A 17,612-nucleotide genomic window follows, 5' to 3' on the forward strand; every position below is an offset into this window, starting at 1 on the left:
CGGTTTTGAAGTCAAACCCCGACGCTTCACCTCGGGCGCGAATGGCGTGCCACAAATGCCCGAACAGGAACAACACCGCCAACACGAAATGGAACGTCGCCAGCCATCCCCGCGCCGTCACGACGCCGGTTTCCGTTTCCAACAATCCCGCCGGTCCATAAAACACTTCTGGGTACGCCGTCGTATTGACGCTGACGAAGTACGCCGCCAAAAATCCCATGTAGGACAACGCCCCCAAGCTGTAGGACAGGTACGCTTCCCCCGAATAAATCAGAACCCGTTTCGCCCAGGGGAACGGCTTCGTCAGACTGTGCCAAATTCCCCCGCCAATGCAGAGCAAACCGACCCAAATATGACCGCCGACCAAATCTTCGAGATTATCGACCGCCGCCATCCCTTGCGACCCAGATGCGCCGAACAAATAACCGAAAATCGTCAAAGGATTCAGCGTCGGATGCGCCACAACCCGGACGGCGTTCGTGGAGGCGTCGAACAAGCCGCCCCAAAACAGCGCTTTCGCCACCAACAACCAGGCACCGAGACCTAACAAAATCAGGTGAATCCCGAGAATGTTGGTCATTTTGTCGGCGTCTTTCCAGTCGTAGCCGAAAAAGCCGGAAAAGGTTCGGTTTTGGGGCAGTACGTCCGGCCCGAGAAGGGCGTGGTAAATGCCACCGGCTCCCAAAACGGCGGAGGAAATCAGGTGTAGCACCCCGATGACGAAGTACGGATAGGTGTCGATCGCTCCACTACCCGCCTCGACGCCAATGCCCAAACTGGCCAGATGAGGCAGTAAAATAAAGCCTTGCTCGAAAACGGGAACGTCTCGGGTGTAGCGGGAAACTTCAAAGAGGGTAAACGCACCAGCCCAGAGGGTAATCAGACCGGCGTGGGCGACGTGAGCGCCGAGAAGCTTTCCCGAGAGGTCGGCAAATCGCGCGTTACCCGCCCACCAAGGTACATCGGGAATTTTATCTTTGTGGGGATTCGCTGCAATCACAGCAGTCATGACGGTATCTCCTTGAGAATTTTTTTCATTAAATTAGAAATTGGAGCAACAAAACTGAGATTCTTTTGCAATTAGCGTCTAAAAAAATTTAGGCGTCGGCGGCTTTGACTCCTTGGCGGAAATCGAATCCTGACGCCCGTAAAGCGTGCCAAATGTGACCTTGCAGGAAGAAGAACGACAGCCAGAAGTGAGCGTTCGCCAGCCAAGTTCTCGAGGTGAGGCGTTCGGGATCGGGATCGGCGAAGTAGGGAAACAGCCCGAATTTAACCTGCAATGCCTCGCCGTAGAAGGCTTCGGGGTAGGCGGTGGTGTTGACGGCGACGTAGTAGGTGGCGATAAATCCCATCAGTGCGATCGCCCCCAAACTGTAAGACAAATAGGCTTCTCCCGACCAAACGAACAGCCGCTTCGCCCAAGGGAACGGTTCGGTGAAAATATGCCAGAGTCCGCCAGAGATGAGGATTGCGGCAATCCAGATATGTCCGCCGACGATGTCTTCGAGGTTGTCTACGCCAGCAATCCAGTTTTGTCCCACCGCCCCGAAGAGGTAGCCGAAAATACGGGCGGGGTTGAGGGTGGGATCGCTGACGAGGCGCACGGTGGCGAGATCGGCATCGTACAGCCCGCCGAAGGAGGTCGCTTTAGCCACGAACAGCAACGCGCCGATTCCTAAGAGAGTGAGGTGAATTCCCAGGATTGTCGTCATTTTTCGCGCGTCTTTCCAGTCGTAACCGAAGAAAGAAAAGCGACGTTCGAGGCGATCGGGCCCGAGTAAGGCGTGGTAAATGCCACCAATACCGAGAAACGCCGAGGAAATCAGGTGCAGCGCCCCGATAACGAAGTAGGGATAGGTACTGGCAACGTTACCGTTCGTGCCGATTCCCCAACCTTCTGCCGCGAGGTGGGGTAGCAAAATTAACCCCTGGTCGAACATGGGTAAATCGGGGTTGTAACGAGATAACTCGAACAGCGTCGTTGCGCCCGCCCAGAATGCAATCAGTCCGGCTTGGGCGACGTGTGCGCCGAGGAGTTTGCCGGAAAGGTCGGTGAGACGGGCGTTTCCCGCCCACCAAGGAATTTCCACGCGATCGCGCGAGGTCGGTGAAGCTGTCGTCACGAAAGCCTCCTTTAATTGAGAATACTATTCAATAAGTTTTCGGGGACGAGCTTAACACGTCCTTCGATCTATTGACAATACCTTTCAATAAAAAAGTGCGATCGCCCCGATTTCCCTGACTTCCCCGGCTTTACAGAACGTTACAAGGGGGAAGCAATATCGCTCTTATATTGGGAGACAGAATCTCGCTGCGTCGATCGCCCCACCGAACACCGTTGGAGGAAAAATAGTGGCTGAAGACAAAACCTACCTGGAACTCTCAGAAGAACAAGGGGTTTCGCACAAGTTTTACGAAGTCACCGTCGAAGGAACGCAAGTCACCATCCGCTACGGACGCATTGGCGATAGCGGACGCACCCAAACCAGCGACTATCCCACCCCCGAGAAAGCCAAAGCCGCCGCCGCGAAGAAAATCAAAGAAAAAACTCGTAAAGGCTACGAAAGCGCCGTCATGGGCGTTCGCAAAAAGCGCCCCGTCACGCGCCGCCAAACTACCAGCAGCCAGTCTACCGCGCGATCGGCGCCGGTTTTGTGGAAGTTCGACTCGGGAGCTGCGGCGTTTGGCATTTTTATCGGGGAGTCCACCTGTTGGGTGGGAAACCAAGACGGACGAGTTTTCGCCCTCGATTTTCAAGGACAAGTTCTCAATCAGTTTCAACTTCCCGAGGGGGTGAAATGTCTCGTCGCCGATGACGTTTGGATTTATGCCGGGTGCGACGACGGAAACGTTTACGATTTGTCGGGTAAGATTCCGCGCTTGGCGTACGAAATTGACGAAAATGTGGATATTTTCTGGTTAGATATTGACGACGGATTGTTAGCCGTCTCCGACGCCAACGGACAAGTAGCGTTGTTTCATCCCGAAGACGAGTTTCACTGGACGCGGTTGTCTCAGGGGAAATGCGGTTGGATGGTGCGTTGCGATCGCCACGGCGTCTATCACGGACATACGAAAGGCGTCACTTGCTACGACTTAGAAGCCGGACGAGTCCAGTGGCATCGCGACACCCAAGGAAGCGTATTGTTTGGGTGGCAAGAAGCCGAAACCGTCTACGCCGGAACCTCCAACCGCCTCGTTTACGAGTTTGGCAAACAGGGGAACGAAGGCGCACAATGTCAGTGCGATGCCTCTGTGTATTCCTGTGCGGCGGCGCCCGACGGAAAGTATATTTTTGCAGGGGATAACAGCTCGTCGGTGTATTGTTTCGATCGCGCGGGAACGCGACTGTGGAAGTTGGGGACGGGATGCGGTTCGGCGTTGTCGATGCAATGGCGTAGCGATCGCCTCTATCTCGTTACCACCAGCGGCTATCTGGCTTGTCTCGATGTGAGCGAAAGCGCGATCGAAGCGGCGCGATCGGGTAACGTACCGCAACCCGAGACGCTGAAAGCGCCCCAAGCCTCGGGAACTCCCGTGTCCGATCGCCTCGAAACCACATCAGAGGTGACAGAAGGGGTCGTCGTTCGCTGCATTCGCGAAGGGGGTAAATTGCGAGTTCGCGTGGAATCTCCCGGCTATCAAGAAGATTGGAACGTTCAGTTTCCCCGCAACATCCGCGAAGAAGGCGTGCGATATCTCGTCAGTGAAATTCGCGAATCCTCTCGCAGTGGGTTTTATCGCGCCTACGGTGAGATTAAAAAATTAGTCGATTAGGCGATCGCACGGATCGATCTCGGGCATGGAGTTCGCAGGCGTGGCGGCACTGTTCGGGTTAGAAACGACAGATGGTTTCGGGCTGCACGGGACAGGTGCGATTTCCGATCGGATTGTCGCGGAGTACGAGGACTGCCAAATTGGTCAGACGGTCTAACGGCGCGACCTCCTCAATTTGATTCTCATCAAGCCAAAGCCATTCCAGATCGGTCAACCCCGCCAGCGGCGAAACATCTTCAATTTGATTCCCACCAAGCCTAAGCGTTGTCAGATTGGTCAACCCCGCCAACGGCGCGACCTCCTCGATTTGATTCTTATAAAGCTTAAGCGATGTCAGATTGGTCAACTCCGCCAACGGCGCGACCTCCACAATTTCATTCCTACCAAGCCAAAGCCTTGTCAGATTGGTCAACCCGTCCAACGGCGAGACCTCCACAATTTCATTCCCACCAAGCCAAAGCCATTCGAGATTGGTCAACCCCGCCAACGGCGCGATATCTACGATTTGATTCTCATAAAGCACAAGCTCTGTCAGATTGGTCAACCCCGCCAGCGGCGCGATATCCACGATTTGATTCCCATCGAGCCTAAGCTCTGTCAGATTAGTCAACTCCGCCAACGGCGCGATATCCACGATTTGATTCCAATCGAGCCTAAGCTCTGTCAGATTAGTCAACTCCGCCAACGGCGAGATATCCGCAATTTGATTCTTATCAAGCACAAGCCATTCCAGATTGGTCAACCCCGCTAACGGCGCGATATCTACGATTTGATTCTCACCAAGCCTAAGCAATGTCAGATTGGTCAACCCCGCTAACGGCGCGATATCCACGATTTGATTCTCAATAAGCCAAAGCGATGTCAGATTGGTCAATTCCGCCAACGGCGAAACATCCTCAATTTGATTCCCACCAAGCTCAAGCCTTGTCAGATTAGTCAAACCCGCCAACGGCGAAACATCCTCAATTTGATTCCCACCAAGCTCAAGCCTTGTCAGATTAGTCAAACCCGCCAACGGCGAAACATCCTCAATTTGATTCCCATGAAGCCCAAGCCTTGTCAGATTAGTCAAACCCGCCAACGGCGAGACATCCGCAATTTGATTCCCACCAAGCCCAAGCCTTGTCAGATTAGTCAAACCCGCCAACGGCGAGACATCCACGATTTGATTGAAGTTAAGCTCAAGTCTTGTCAGATTGGTCAGGTTCTCCTCAGCCCGATCGCACTCCCGCGTCCCGGCTTCCTCCAACAGCACGTCCACAGTATATCTGGCTTCACTTGTCAGACTCTCTCGGTTCTCGCACCAATCGGCAAACGTCCACTCGGAACGGGGGGAAACACTTTGACCTAGCGCCAGTTTCCCCGACTGGCAAGACTCCAGGGCGATCGCCATTGATACTGACAGCCAAGCAACGGTTAAGATTTTCTGCATGGTTCTTCTACTCTCTTCCTCACATTTCAAACCAAGGAGCGATCGCACTCAAAAATAAATTGAATACAAAATTAATCGTAAAATTTTTTACGATTCAAAGGTCGAGAATTCAATATTCTCGACTTAAATGGATGTTCTTCAAAAGAAAAAATTATTATCATATTTTCGAGAAAAGTCAAGCATTTTCGTCAGTTAAAATACCTCGAACAAGCGATCGCACCTCGTCTCCATTCGCGCTCGTCTCAACCTCACGACTACAATAAAAGTAACAGTGTGACCGATCGAGGATCGTGACTCAGGAATTTCAGATTTCCGTAACGCCAGTTGGGGTAGACGAATATCTCGTGCGAACCGAGCGCGTCGCACCGGGAGTTCCGCTTGCTGAAGAACAAGCCGTTTGGCAGGTCGATGGCTGGATCGGCCGAGCCAGAGACCTGATGAGCGATCCGCTGTCGGGTCTGCTTCAAGGAAAATCTCCCACCCCGCTCGATCGCGATCGCCCCGACCTCGTGACCTTGGGACAACAGCTCTACAACGCCCTGTTTCAAGGGAGTTTGCGCGATAGCTGGATGATGGCACAAGGCATCGCCCAAAACCGCCAAGAACCGCTGCGCCTGCGGTTGGGACTCAAAGGAACGCGCCTCCCCAGCCTTCCCTGGGAAGTCCTCCACGACGGCGACTATCCCCTCGCCACCGGAACCAGCGTCCTGTTTTCCCGCTATCTCCCCGGAACCAACGGAAAAGAACTGCGCTCACCCCTGGGAAACGCCGCCATTACCCCACAACTTCCCCCCGATCGCCCCCTACGAATCCTCATGGCCGTGGCCGCCCCGAGCGATCGCGACAAACTGCAACTGACGCGGGAAGCCGAAGACTTACAAACCGAACTCAAGCGGCTCTCCGACACCGGCCAAAGTCCCCTCCAAACCGAAGTCGAAATCCTAGAACAACCCAGTCGCAGCCAACTCACCCAAGCCCTCGAACACGGACACTATCAAATCCTCCACTACGCCGGACACAGCAATTCAGGAGAGTCCGGCGGGAGCGTGTACCTCGTCAACCCCAACACCGGAGTTACCGAAACCCTCAGCGGCGACGACTTAGCCGGACTCCTCGCCAACAACGGCATTCAGATGGTTCTGTTTAACTCCTGTCGCGGGGCCCACGTGCGGGCGACCGGAGAGCGCAACCTAGCTAGCGCCTTGGTCAAACGGGGCATTCCGGCAGTCTTAGCCATGGCCGAACGCATTCCCGACGAAGTGGCCTTGACCCTGACACGACTGTTTTACCGCAACCTGATGCGGGGCTGTCCCATCGACTTGAGCGTGAGTCGGGCGCGACAGGGGTTGATTTCTGCCTACGGCTCGAACCAGTTGTACTGGGCGTTACCGATTTTTTACCTTCACCCGCAGTTCGACGGATACTTGACGAGTGCGCCCCACGTTGAAAATCCCGTTGAAAACGCAGCCGAAGAGGTTCCGGTGTGGCCGTCGCCAGCGCGATCGCAGGATACAGCCTCGACCCTGCCAAACCCCAGCTCTGCCGACTCGAGCAATTTGACAACGCCTCTACTCCGTCACGCGACCGATGACGACGATCGCCTCGAAGGAGAACTCGGCGAACTCGCATACGGAGATATGACCGACGACGCCGACGCCGCCGACTTGGTCGGAGAAATTTTTAGCGAACTGGCGAAGTCGCCGCCGGGTGACGAGCCGCCCTCCGTTGCGACACCTACCAACTCCCCAGCGTCCACGTCCAAGTCGATCTCGTCTGACGCGTCCTCTCCCTCGACGAGCGATCGCCGATCGGATGGAGGGTTGCCGACATCGCTGGCTCCCTCAGACCGGGTTCCGCCCTCTCGAGAAAAGCCATTTCCCCAGTCTCAGACTCCTCAACAAGTCGGCGATCGCCCACTCGGGGGAAAAAAAGTCGGATACGCGATCGCGATCGCTCTGGTTGCCATCGTGGGTGTTGGAGTATGGTGGAGTCGCAGTCGCAGCCCTTCCAACTTATCTCGAGGTAACGTGCCGATCGTCGTCGTTCCCCAAGCCCCCTCGCCACCGAGTACGCCAGAAGCGTGGCAGGACTTACCGACGCCAGAGTTAACCAGTCTGGCGATGGCCGAATTCGCCGAAGGCAACTTCGACTCCGGCATCGAAGCAGTCGCCGCTTTATTGAAGAGCGATCGCAACGCCCTCGATGGAGCTCGAGCTGCCCTAGCACAAGTTCCCACCGAGCGCCTCGACGATCCCAAAATCTTGTTTTTAAAAGGTCGTCTGGCGTGGCAGTTCGTACAAGCGGGAAACGAAGACTACAGTTTCGACGACGCTCGCCGGTCGTGGGAAGCCGCCGTCCGACGCGATCGCGACTCTCTGCTGTACCGTACTGCCCTCGGTTTCGTTTACTATGCAGAGGAAGATTGGGATGCCGCCTACGAAACTTGGTTGGAAATCGTGCAAACAGTCGATAGCAACCCGATGACCAACGAACCGACCCTAGCGGGGATGTCTTCAGAGACCCTAACGTTGAACGTCTATGCCGGTCTAGCGTTATCTCTCGCTCGCGCTTCTGAAACAGTCAACCCCGATCGACGAGACGATCTGGTTCGTAAAGCCATTCAATTACGCCAACTGGTTCTCAAACAAGATGCGAGTCAATTTCAACCGAGCGCCCTCAGTCGGAATTGGCTGTGGACGCCAGAGGCGATCGGAGATTGGTCGGACGTGCTGGCGTTGGAGTCTTGAGGGAGAGAGAGGGAGAGGGGGAGAGGGGGAGAGGGGGAGAGGGGGAGAGGGGGAGAGGGGGAGAAACTGTTACCTGTTTGCTGTCTTCACTGGTGACTGGTGACTGGTGACTGGTGACTGGTGACTGGTGACTGTTCCCTGTTCCCTGTTCCCTGTTCCCTCTCAATTGTCAATTATCAATTCTCAACTCAATGTCACAGCGTCCACCTTCTTTTGATTTAGCCACAGTTCGCTGGATCGCGCTCGGCTCGATGGTGTTGGGTGCTTCCAGTACGCTGCTGTTGGGATGGCGGTTCGCGCCGAGAAGTGAGATAAGGGAAGGTTCGGCAAAGGCGACACTGTCAAAGGCGATACTGTCTTCAAAGGGGGAGATGCCGTCGCCTCGACGGGAGATCGACCCTCAAGCGTTTCGCGTGGCGACCCCTCAATTCAAACTCGAAGATACTCCCTCGGAACGGACTGTTCCGTTTTGGCATCCTCCCGCGCCGAGGGACGTTGCGTTATCAGAAGAACCGTCCTCTCCTCCGACGACGGGCGATCGCACGCCTGTCTCGAACTCCCACTCGTCAGACTTCCCCGTTTCACCAACGACGTCGAAATCTGGCGCGATCGCCGAGAACGCAGACAGTTCCTCTGACGATTCAGATGCCGAAACTGCTCCCCCTCCAACTGCGCCGTCTCCCACTGCGCCGCCCGAGCCGCTCGAAACCTGGTCGTTGCCAGAGGTTCGGGGGGAACGGCTCGAACTCGAACTATCCGAGGCGGTGGTGTTGGCGTTGCAGAACAACCGCGACATTGAAAACGCCTATCTCGAGCGGTTGCTGTCGTTGCGGGAGCTTGCGTCGGCAGAAGATAAATTCGTTCCCGATTTTACGCCGGAAGTGACGATCGCTGCCGATCGCAATTGGCTCGAAGAGTCTTCGACGAATCGCGACGCTTTGCGGTTGAACGCGCGAGTCGAGGTTCGGTTGCCCACGGGGGCTTCGATCGAAGCCAGCATCGGATCGTCAAGCGATCCGGGATTCGACGCCACGGGGAACGATTTTTTCCAGGTGGATACGGTGAATCAGGACGTACAGGTGCAGTTCGTTCAGCCGCTGTTACAGGGGGCGGGAACCACTGTCAACCGAGCCTCGATCGACATCGTCCGTCTCGAGGATCGCTCGGCCTATTTGGCGTTGAAAGCCACGCTCATGGATACGATAACGCAGGCGATCGGCGCGTACCGTCGGCTGTTGCAAGCCCAGGAGAGCCTCGAAATTCAGCAATTCGCCCTCGAGAACGCGAGAACTCAAGTCGAGGTCACGCAGGCGCTCATTGAAGGAGGACGCTTGGCACCGATCGAGTTAGTCACCTCTCAAACTCAGGTGGCCAACCGAGAAGTGAGCGTCGTCGAAGCGCAAAACGCGTTGGGTCAGGCGCAGTTAGATTTGTTACAAGTGTTAGATCTCGATCGCGAAGCGATCCCGACAGCCGTTGAGTCGCCGTCGATTCCCGAGTTCGATCGCGATCGCTTACAGCTCGATCGCCTCGTGGCCGTCGCGTTGCAGAGCAATCCCGAATACTTACAATTACTACTACAACTCGAACGAACCCAACTCAATTTGTTGTTAGCCGAGGACGCGCGACGGTGGCAGTTAGATTTCGACGCACGATATCGCCAAGGGTTAGAAGGATTCCGCGATACGAACGGGGAATGGCGAGCGGCGTTGGTGTTGAGACGAGCGTTTTTCGGCGACGATCGCTTAGACGTGGCGGTGGCGCGACAAGAAACGGCAGTACAGACCTTGAAAAACCGGATCGATAACGTTAAAGAAGATTTGAGTATCGATTTGCGCGACGCCGTGCGGGATCTCGAGGCGAAATTCCGTCAGGTGGAACTGGCACAACGGGCGCGGGAACTGGCACAGGAACAGTTAGAAAACGAGCGAGAAAAGTTGCGACTCGGGGTAGGAAACATTCGACTGCTCGATCTCGTAACGTTAGAAAACGAGCTAGTCAGCGCAGAAAACCGGGAACTCAATGCCGCGATCGCCTATCTAAACGCACAGACAGCGCTCGAGCGATTGTTAGGTGTGACCCTCGAGCGCTGGGATTTAGACATCGAGATCGAGGCAGCAGAAGACGCGTCAGACGTTCGAGAGGACTGAAAGCGCGAAACGGTTGTTTGACGCTCTCAGTCTTCGCTCTCAACTTTGAGGACAGTTTATCGTTGCGGCTCAATCGACCCGCTCGAGTTGCCACAAAATTTGATTTCCTTCGCGCCGGACTCGAGAGACGACCCAGTTGCGCCAAACCCAGTGGTCGCCGCGACTGGTCACGGCACTCGAGTTAATGTCGATGAGTGCAGCCAGCTCGGAACTGCTGACGAGATAGCCTTTTTCGGCGATTTCGTCGGCGATGTGCAGGCTTTCAACGAGATTGCGAAGCTCGTTAACACGGCTGTCGCCAGACAACTCGTTCGTTGTCAGATGGTTAGTTAAGTCGTTAGAAGATGCGATCGTGTCTGCCATGCCAGAAAACGGTTAAAAGATAGAAGTTACAAAAATCGATTGTAACGTTTGAGGAACCAATATGTCAGTCTGATAGGATATTTTAAGCAATTGAATTTATTGATATGACATCGATCGCCGTTATCGAGACCGACAGAGTTTCCAAGCGATCGCGCCCCCGACAAGCCCAGTAAGCAGGCTCAGTAAGAGTCCGAAAAAGGGCGAAACGTTCGTTTTATCTGCCTTGAGTGACTGCGTTGCCCAAGCGAGGCTCGTTGCTTGAGTCGTGGCCATTCCCACTCCCACAGAAACGAAGGCGGTCGTGACGTTGCGCCCGAGCCGCTCCGATTCTCCACCAATGGGGTTTGCTTGCTGGAGATCGATCGCCCCGTTGAGGGTATTTATAACGTTTTGTAACAATTCCGAGCCGACAGCAAATCGTGCCAGATCGGTTTCGATTTGCAGGCGATAGGTCTCGGCCGGTCCGTCGGCGAATTCCGAGAGAACGTCGAGCTGGCTATCGGCGTCTAGCTCGGCAATTTTTTTAACCTGTTGGGTATAGTTGGCCGAATTCGCCCGAATCGTGCGAGCTTGGTGGTCGAGGTCGTTGAGGTGTCGGGCGTAACGAGCCGAAAGTTCCAGGGTTTCGACGAGCTTTTCCCGCAAGCGATCGAAAACGAGGGGGCAAAACTCCGACGAACCGTCGCGATCGCGCAGTTGCGCCCCCAAAGCGGCGGCAATGGTTTCGATTTCGATATAATCAGTCTTTAACTGGCGTTTGAGACCCCGACTGCGGGAGTACGCCCAAACAATTTTATTGCGGTAGCAGCACAACCGTAACAGATAGGGGTAAAGCGTTTCCATCGTTTGCCGCACCCCGTCGAGGGTCTGTCGGGGAGGAAACAGCAGCAGCAGTAAGTGTTGGTTTTCGCGGCCGGGATGTTCCCAATCTAGGGGCGCTTGCCAGACTTCGTAAAGGTTCGCTCCGGCAAAGCGTCCCCGAGTCGATTGGGGTTTTTCCCACTGCCCTTCAGGAACGAGCTGTTGGCGACAGGCTCGGGCGACTTGAGACGATTCGGGATGGTTGCCGGGGAGTTTCGCCCAGAGCAGCCAGGTTTGACCGATATTGCCCTGTTTTTCGGGGGATAGCGTCGCGCCGCCGTTTCGATCGCCCCCTCCGCGATCGAGGAGCGACAACATCGTCCGTTGCATTTCCGGCAAGCGATCGAGGGATTTCGCCGCGAAATCCAGTTGTCCTTGTCCCCGAACTTTTCCGGCGTAGTTCACTTGCAAGGCGTAGGCGTCGCCGAGTTGCAGGGCGTAAAGGTAGCCGTCGAGATCGCCCTCGAGCGATCGCTTGCCAGCGGGAGCCTCAGCAAACAGTTCGACAGCAGTGGCTTCGGGTTTTTCGAGCGTGGCGAGTTCGTCGAGTCGTCGGTGAGCGCCCTCGTCGAGTTCCTCGTAGTCGCGATCGAGGCCAGCATCGATTTTTCGCCAAAAGCGATGGCGGTTTCGACGGATTTTTTCAGCATCTTGACCCAATTCCTCTTGTAAATCGTAGAGAAACAGGGTAAACGTCGGGTAGATGATTTGACTGGCCTCGTTCATCACGGGTTAAGCAAAAGTCGGGTGAGTCGCGATCGCTGTCACCGCCGGAATTCGATCGAGCCGAGTCGTTCCGACGGGTGAAATTTCCACAGTTGAGATTCCGACGGTCGAAATTCCGAGAATATCGCAGTTATTGGGCGATGCTTTTCAGGGCTTCGAGAACAGTATCGTGAATCGTGCCGTTACTGACAACAACCCCGCGATTCTCTTTCAGCTTAACATTGCGGCTGAAATCCAGCGGTTTTCCATTCATGTCGCTGACGCGTCCTCCAGCTTCTTCGACGACGATCGCTCCTGCGGCGTGATCCCAAATATTTTCTCGATAATCGGGCGTTTTGGGAGAGGGGAGCCGCAGGTACAACGCCGCCTGTCCCGAAGCGACCGCTCCGTATTTGGCTTGGGAGTCCATCCGTAGCGACGGGGTGACGATACCGACCGCTCGGGCTACGGCGTCTTGCTGGGCGGGGTTGCCGTGGCTGGACTCCACGCTCTCGACGAAGCGCAAGTTCGCTCGGTTGTCGGCGTCGCACACGGCGATCGCTTCGGCCTGGCCGCCCGCAAGAGGCATCATCTGCGCGCCTTCTCCACGGACGGCCACGAACAAGATGCCGGGATCTCGGGTATCGACAGCCAGGGCAGGACACGCTAACACCCCCAGTTTGACTTCTCCCTCGTCGATCAACGCCAAGGCGACGGCGTACTGATCTTGTCGGAGAAAGCCTTTCGTGCCGTCGATGGGATCGAGCGTCCAGAAACGCGGGGCAATTTTACCGTTACCGCGATCGATCCACGTCAGAACGTCTTCTTCCGTGGCATTGGTTTCGATTTCTTTAACATATCCCGTTACTTTTGTCAAGGCTTCGGACATCTCAGCTTGACGAAGGGCGGTGGCGTCTTCCTCTCCAACCACAGAATCGTCGGGAAACGCTTCAGCCAAGGCTTTACAGACTAACGCTTGCGAGCCGTAGTCGGCCACGGTCACGGGACTTTTATCCTGTTTTTCCATCGCGGTCGGGATATCCTGGCGCACGCGCTGACAGAGTTTCGAGGCAGCGATCGCCGCTCGCACGGCCACTTCCTTTTCGCGTTCGTAAGACATGGAACACCTCTCGAGCAAGATCGTATCGAGCTTAGCCCAAGATGAGGTCGATAGTCTCAGTGGTGCAGAAAACTTTTCGAGATCGGGGATTGACAAAATACATAAAATATGAATTTAAAGTCGAACTAGATCCCCGGCATCTTGGAGATGCCGGGGATCTCCGGCAGCCATTTACCGATCTGGGATTTTGCGGGCAACCCTTTAATACGGCGATATCTTTTCTAACAAGGGTTTCAGGACTTTTCTGTACCACTAAGGGTCGATAGTCGATCGTCGATAGTTTCTCCCCATCTCCCTCTCTCCCCTGTTCTCCTGTTCTCCCTCTCCTTGTCATCCTCTAACCTCCTGGGATTCCGTAGTGTTTGAGTTTTCGGCATCGAAGGCGAGACTAAAACGACGGTTTTCTTTCAGTCCAAATGTGGAGAAATGTTCGAGGGCAGTCGTTGCTTCTCGTGCGACGGCTGCTTTGATATCGAGATTAAGTTGTGAAATTCTGGGTTTTTCTGCAATACTCGGCGATGACGCTCGATGGCTCCGAAAGTTCTAAAAATTAGGATTTTTTACACAAAAATAATTTTTCGATGGGTTCATATCACTTTTGTCAAAACGTTTGAAAAAAATATGAGTCTGGGGTAGATTGGATCGAGCGATATAGCGATCTTATATAATTAACAAAGCAGATCGTCAAACGAAATCTCGTAGCATACTAGCATACAATCTACGGTGTCGGACGTAAATTCGAGTACTTTTTGCCCTATAATTAAAAAGCGATCGAGGTCGAAGTTGCATTTCATGCGATCGCATTCACATAAAACGTGCCTTAAAATAATTTCAGGCTGACCCAGATCGTTGTTTCAACAAACATTCTCTAAAACAAAAAACATTTAACTTTATGGGACAAAAAGAACATCTAATTGCAATGGCAGAAGACGAAGTTTTGGAATACAGTACCGAAGCTCGTAAAATCGAAAAACTTCGTCCGAAATTCGGTCTTGCCGTACCCTATCCGCAACAAGCCAAAGTGCGAGAAGAAATCTTAGCTGACATTCCCAATAACTTCTTGGCGAAGCTCGTCGAAACCCAACGTCAAACCGTCGCCCTTCCCTTCTGGGGAATCGGCGGATTGGGTCTGTTACTGGGGATTTCTGCGTCGCAACCGCTCGATTTCATCGCCACCGTCGTCGGCTTTGCGGCAGCGTTCAACATCCAGAAATGGGGATTTCGACTCGAAGCGAAACGGTTGGCGGTAAAAACCCTCGATGCGATCGAATCCAGCATTCAAGCCGAAAGACAAAAAAACGACCCCTAACTCCCTCTGTGTTCTCTGTGTCTCTGTGGTGAATTTCAATCAATCTTTTAGGAGACGAGACCCAACTCAAAAAAGTTCCCAAAAATCGAGAACGTCCCATTCCCAAAAAACCGAAAGCGATCGATCTAAAATAGAAAATGCTGAAATCGCATTTCACCGATGATTCCCCTATCCCGTCACACCCTCTCCCTCCTCCTACTTCTCGGAAGTCTCTGGGGGTTGAGCAGTTGTAATTCCAAAGAACCCACTTCCACCGCCACCGAACCCCCCGTTTCCGATACCGTTTCCCAATCCGTAGAATCGCCCGATTCCGATTGGGTTCGCTTAATTCCTCCCATCGATTGCACGTTGGGAGAAGACTGTTTTACGATGCTCTATGTCGATCGCGATCCCAGTTCTGGCGAGATCGATTTCGGTTGCGGACGCCAAACTTACGACGGTCATAAAGGAACGGATTTCGCCATTTCCGACGAGGCGATTATGGAAGAAGGCGTCGCCGTGTTAGCCGCCGCAGATGGAACGGTGTTGCGGTTGCGAGATGGAGAGAGCGATCGCCGCCTGACTACAGCAGAAGACATCGCCGAAGTGGAAGAGGCGGGGAAAGAATGCGGGAACGGAATGGTTATCGACCACGGCGACGGTTGGGAAACGCAATACTGTCACCTCAAACAAGGAAGCGTCGCCGTCGAAGCGGGACAACAGGTGCAACAAGGAGACGTTTTAGGAGAGGTGGGACTCTCTGGAAAAACCACGTTTCCCCACGTTCACATCACGGTACGCAATCGAGGGGAAGTCGTCGATCCGTTTGTCGGTGTTTCTGAAGAAACGGGATGTAACGTCACTCGCCGTCCGTTGTGGGAAGATGCGTTAGAGTACGAGCCGACGGGAATTCTCAGAGCTGGGTTTTCTAGCGAACAGATTACACTCGATCGCCTCTGGGATGGAGACTATAAAGATGCGAGTTTGTCTGGCGACATCCCGTTGATTTTCTTCTGGGTTCACGGCTACGGACTCCTCGAAGGAGACGTGGAACATTTCCGACTGCTCGATCCGCAAGGAAACGTCATCACGGATTACGAACAAACCGCCGAATCGTCTCAGAAAACTTGGGCCAACGGCGTGGGGAAACGAGACACCGCCGACCGTCCGATTTTGTCGGGGACTTGGCGAGGAGAGTATCGGTTAATTCGCGACGGTGAGGTTATCGCAGAATTGGATCGGGAAATCGAGGTGCGTTAGTCGGTAGACTGGCATTGTTTGCCGATCCAATCGAGATAGGCGGCGGAACCGTTGACGATGGGAACGGCGATAATTTCGGGTACGTCGTAGCGGTGGAGTTGGCAAACTCGGGATGCGAGGCGATCGAACTGCATTAAGTCGGTTTTGATAACTAGTTGCCATTCTTCGTCCTCTTCGATGTTACCCTGCCAGGTGTAGATCGATCGCACGGGAGTCAGCGACACGCAGGCGGCGAGATGTTCTTCGACGAGGGTTTTGGCGATCGCTTTGGCTTCGTCGGCCGAAGAAGCGGTAACGAGAACGATTCCGTAGTCAGCCATGAGAGGTTCGGGATCTGTAGGACACTGGGAATATCCTAAAACGTCAGGAGATTAGAAGATGACGAAGGTTTACGAAGGTGGGTGTCATTGCGGTGCAGTTCGGTTTCGGGTGGAGATGGACGACCTGAAAGCGATCGATTGCAACTGTTCGATTTGTACGAAGAAGGGATTTCTCCATCTCATCGTTCCGCCAGAACGGTTTACGCTGCTGAAGGGTCAAGATGCGTTGACGACGTATCAGTTCAATACGGGAGTGGCAAAACACCTGTTTTGTAAGACTTGTGGGATTCACCCGTTTTATCGCCCTCGCTCTCATCCCGATTGCTACGATGTGAATCTGCGGTGTCTGGATGGGGATGTTTTAGCCGAGTTTGCGATCGAACCCTTCGATGGGAAGCATTGGGAAGAGAATGTCGCGAAAATTCAAAACACGTAATGTCCCATTTCGAGGGGTTGGCCGTGCGATCGCGTGTCTGGACGAATTCAATCTTACAGCTCGAATTTCAGGGTTTATCGCTGCGAATTCGCTGGATCGACGAGAACGCAGTCCGTTCCGGGAGAGAATTCTTGCAAAAGTTACCGCTCTCGACCGACCTTACTAAACTAGATGTCAACAACCCGCCGTCAAGCCTGTTGGCTATGACGGGGGCTTGAAAAAGCCCACAAGTTGACCAGCCTAAGTCTTCCGAAGACTACGTTACGTCCGAGAGTTTAAGTTCCTACCGACGAGTACGTTGCCAGCTTGTCGCTCTAGAACTGAAAAGTTAAACAGCTTTAAACGGGTTAAGGCAGTGCTTTTCAGAGAGTACCGAGACGTAACCTTGGCGAGGCAAACGTTACCCCTTTTGGGAGTTGTGTATTATGCACATTTTCGTTCTCGACAAAGACAAAAACCCCCTAGCACCATGCCATCCAGCCAAGGCGCGACGGCTCCTGAAATCCGGTCGTGCTTCGGTGTTTCGTCGCTATCCATTTACCATTATCTTGCACGAGATTGAAGCCAAAGATTGTGTCGTTCCGGAAACTCAACTCAAAATCGATCCCGGCTCGAAAACAACTGGGTTGGCTATCCTGTCCGAAAACCGAGTCATTTGGGTGTCCGAACTCAGCCATCGCGGACAGCAAATTAAGAACGACTTAGAGAAGCGTCGCGCTTTACGACGCTCCCGACGCCATCGAAAAACTCGTTACCGAAAGCCTCGCTTTCTTAACCGTACTCGTCCGAAGGGTTGGCTTCCACCGTCTCTCAACCATCGGGTCGAAACTACGATGACCTGGGTGAACCGTTTGCGAAAACTTTGTCCGATCGTCTCGATTTCTCAAGAACTCGTGCGGTTCGATACCCAAAAACTCCAAAACCCCGAAGTGAGTGGTATTGAGTACCAGCAGGGCGAATTGTTGGGCTATGAAGTGCGCGAGTACGTGTTGCAAAAGTGGGGTCGGAAGTGCATCTATTGTGGCGCGGAAGACCTACCATTAGAGGTCGAACATATTCATCCCAAATCCCAGGGAGGGAGCGACCGAGTTTCTAACCTAACGCTGGCTTGTCATACTTGCAACCAAGCTAAGGGAAACCGAGATATTCG

General features: G+C 53.9%; 14 protein-coding genes and 1 pseudogene. 8 read left to right on the top strand and 7 right to left on the bottom strand.

Translation table 11 applies throughout. The features are described 5' to 3' along the window. Positions 1 to 4 precede the first annotated feature (4 nt). Both GEI7105_RS0115170 and GEI7105_RS0115175 read right to left on the bottom strand, forming a co-directional pair. Positions 5 to 1,009, bottom strand: a pseudogene (locus GEI7105_RS0115170) (chlorophyll a/b binding light-harvesting protein); the annotation flags it as partial. Positions 1,010 to 1,097: 88 nt separating this feature from the next. Then, complete coding sequence (locus tag GEI7105_RS0115175) at positions 1,098 to 2,126, bottom strand: chlorophyll a/b binding light-harvesting protein (protein ID WP_026097688.1); 1,029 nt, start codon at positions 2,124 to 2,126, stop codon at positions 1,098 to 1,100. A gap of 229 nt (positions 2,127 to 2,355) precedes the next feature. On the opposite strand from GEI7105_RS0115175, the gene GEI7105_RS0115180 reads away from it, so the two are divergent. After that, positions 2,356 to 3,780 (top strand): WGR domain-containing protein, encoded by a 1,425-nt coding sequence (locus tag GEI7105_RS0115180; protein WP_017661295.1) that lies wholly within the window; start codon positions 2,356 to 2,358, stop codon positions 3,778 to 3,780. A gap of 58 nt (positions 3,781 to 3,838) precedes the next feature. On the opposite strand, the gene GEI7105_RS0115185 is transcribed toward GEI7105_RS0115180, so the two are convergent. Next, positions 3,839 to 5,212 carry a leucine-rich repeat domain-containing protein gene (locus GEI7105_RS0115185; protein WP_051044200.1) on the bottom strand — a complete coding sequence of 458 codons (1,374 nt, stop codon included), beginning with the start codon at positions 5,210 to 5,212 and terminating at the stop codon, positions 3,839 to 3,841. Between the two features lie 290 nt (positions 5,213 to 5,502). Between GEI7105_RS0115185 and GEI7105_RS0115190 the strand changes: the two genes are divergently transcribed. Both GEI7105_RS0115190 and GEI7105_RS30760 read left to right on the top strand, forming a co-directional pair. Continuing rightward, a complete protein-coding gene (locus GEI7105_RS0115190; RefSeq protein ID WP_017661297.1) occupies positions 5,503 to 7,959 on the top strand; it encodes a CHAT domain-containing protein in 2,457 nt (818 codons plus the stop codon). Between the two features lie 191 nt (positions 7,960 to 8,150). After that, positions 8,151 to 10,109, top strand: coding sequence for a TolC family protein (locus GEI7105_RS30760; RefSeq protein ID WP_083862396.1), 1,959 nt, complete (start codon positions 8,151 to 8,153; stop codon positions 10,107 to 10,109). 69 nt (positions 10,110 to 10,178) lie between these two features. Here GEI7105_RS30760 and GEI7105_RS0115200 read toward each other — a convergent pair whose 3' ends face one another. The 3 genes from GEI7105_RS0115200 to GEI7105_RS0115215 form a co-directional block, all read right to left on the bottom strand. Further along, positions 10,179 to 10,472: a hypothetical protein gene (locus GEI7105_RS0115200; protein ID WP_017661299.1), complete on the bottom strand. Its 294-nt coding sequence runs from the start codon at positions 10,470 to 10,472 to the stop codon at positions 10,179 to 10,181. 120 nt (positions 10,473 to 10,592) lie between these two features. Beyond that, the gene (locus GEI7105_RS0115205; RefSeq protein WP_017661300.1) at positions 10,593 to 12,059 is read right to left on the bottom strand and encodes a hypothetical protein; all 1,467 of its coding nucleotides are present in this window, start codon (positions 12,057 to 12,059) and stop codon (positions 10,593 to 10,595) included. Positions 12,060 to 12,189: 130 nt separating this feature from the next. Continuing rightward, the gene (locus GEI7105_RS0115215; RefSeq protein ID WP_017661301.1) at positions 12,190 to 13,158 is read right to left on the bottom strand and encodes a 3'(2'),5'-bisphosphate nucleotidase; all 969 of its coding nucleotides are present in this window, start codon (positions 13,156 to 13,158) and stop codon (positions 12,190 to 12,192) included. Positions 13,159 to 14,050: 892 nt separating this feature from the next. Here GEI7105_RS0115215 and GEI7105_RS0115225 point away from each other — a divergent pair. Next, entirely contained in the window at positions 14,051 to 14,467 is a 417-nt protein-coding gene (locus GEI7105_RS0115225) for a hypothetical protein (protein WP_017661303.1), read from the top strand. A gap of 159 nt (positions 14,468 to 14,626) precedes the next feature. Then, positions 14,627 to 15,706: a M23 family metallopeptidase gene (locus tag GEI7105_RS0115230; RefSeq protein WP_017661304.1), complete on the top strand. Its 1,080-nt coding sequence runs from the start codon at positions 14,627 to 14,629 to the stop codon at positions 15,704 to 15,706. Here GEI7105_RS0115230 and cutA read toward each other — a convergent pair. After that, positions 15,703 to 16,026: a divalent-cation tolerance protein CutA gene (cutA, locus tag GEI7105_RS0115235; RefSeq protein WP_017661305.1), complete on the bottom strand. Its 324-nt coding sequence runs from the start codon at positions 16,024 to 16,026 to the stop codon at positions 15,703 to 15,705. The genes GEI7105_RS0115230 and cutA overlap by 4 nt on opposite strands. A gap of 58 nt (positions 16,027 to 16,084) precedes the next feature. On the opposite strand from cutA, the gene GEI7105_RS0115240 reads away from it, so the two are divergent. The 3 genes from GEI7105_RS0115240 to iscB form a co-directional block, all read left to right on the top strand. Beyond that, positions 16,085 to 16,462, top strand: coding sequence for a GFA family protein (locus tag GEI7105_RS0115240; RefSeq protein WP_026097690.1), 378 nt, complete (start codon positions 16,085 to 16,087; stop codon positions 16,460 to 16,462). Then, complete coding sequence (locus GEI7105_RS0115245) at positions 16,462 to 16,680, top strand: hypothetical protein (protein WP_017661307.1); 219 nt, start codon at positions 16,462 to 16,464, stop codon at positions 16,678 to 16,680. Before GEI7105_RS0115240 ends, GEI7105_RS0115245 begins: the two co-directional genes overlap by 1 nt. 207 nt (positions 16,681 to 16,887) lie before the next feature. Continuing rightward, on the top strand, positions 16,888 to 17,612 hold a 725-nt coding region (gene iscB, locus GEI7105_RS0115250), incomplete at its 3' end, for an RNA-guided endonuclease IscB (protein WP_017661308.1).

It is taken from the genome of Baaleninema simplex PCC 7105 (assembly GCF_000332355.1).
GTDB classification, from domain to species: domain Bacteria; phylum Cyanobacteriota; class Cyanobacteriia; order Cyanobacteriales; family Geitlerinemataceae; genus Baaleninema; species Baaleninema simplex.

Bases quoted from the DNA above. Each gene is read 5' to 3' on its own strand.
- GEI7105_RS0115225 (WP_017661303.1), top strand. From the start codon at position 14,051: ATGGGACAAAAAGAACATCTAATTGCAATGGCAGAAGACGAAGTTTTG.
- GEI7105_RS0115245 (WP_017661307.1), top strand. From the start codon at position 16,462: ATGTCCCATTTCGAGGGGTTGGCCGTGCGATCGCGTGTCTGGACGAAT.
- GEI7105_RS0115215 (WP_017661301.1), bottom strand. From the start codon at position 13,158: ATGTCTTACGAACGCGAAAAGGAAGTGGCCGTGCGAGCGGCGATCGCT.
- GEI7105_RS0115240 (WP_026097690.1), top strand. From the start codon at position 16,085: ATGACGAAGGTTTACGAAGGTGGGTGTCATTGCGGTGCAGTTCGGTTT.
- GEI7105_RS0115185 (WP_051044200.1), bottom strand. From the start codon at position 5,212: ATGCAGAAAATCTTAACCGTTGCTTGGCTGTCAGTATCAATGGCGATC.
- GEI7105_RS0115200 (WP_017661299.1), bottom strand. From the start codon at position 10,472: ATGGCAGACACGATCGCATCTTCTAACGACTTAACTAACCATCTGACA.
- GEI7105_RS0115230 (WP_017661304.1), top strand. From the start codon at position 14,627: ATGATTCCCCTATCCCGTCACACCCTCTCCCTCCTCCTACTTCTCGGA.
- GEI7105_RS0115205 (WP_017661300.1), bottom strand. From the start codon at position 12,059: ATGAACGAGGCCAGTCAAATCATCTACCCGACGTTTACCCTGTTTCTC.
- cutA (WP_017661305.1), bottom strand. From the start codon at position 16,026: ATGGCTGACTACGGAATCGTTCTCGTTACCGCTTCTTCGGCCGACGAA.
- GEI7105_RS30760 (WP_083862396.1), top strand. From the start codon at position 8,151: ATGTCACAGCGTCCACCTTCTTTTGATTTAGCCACAGTTCGCTGGATC.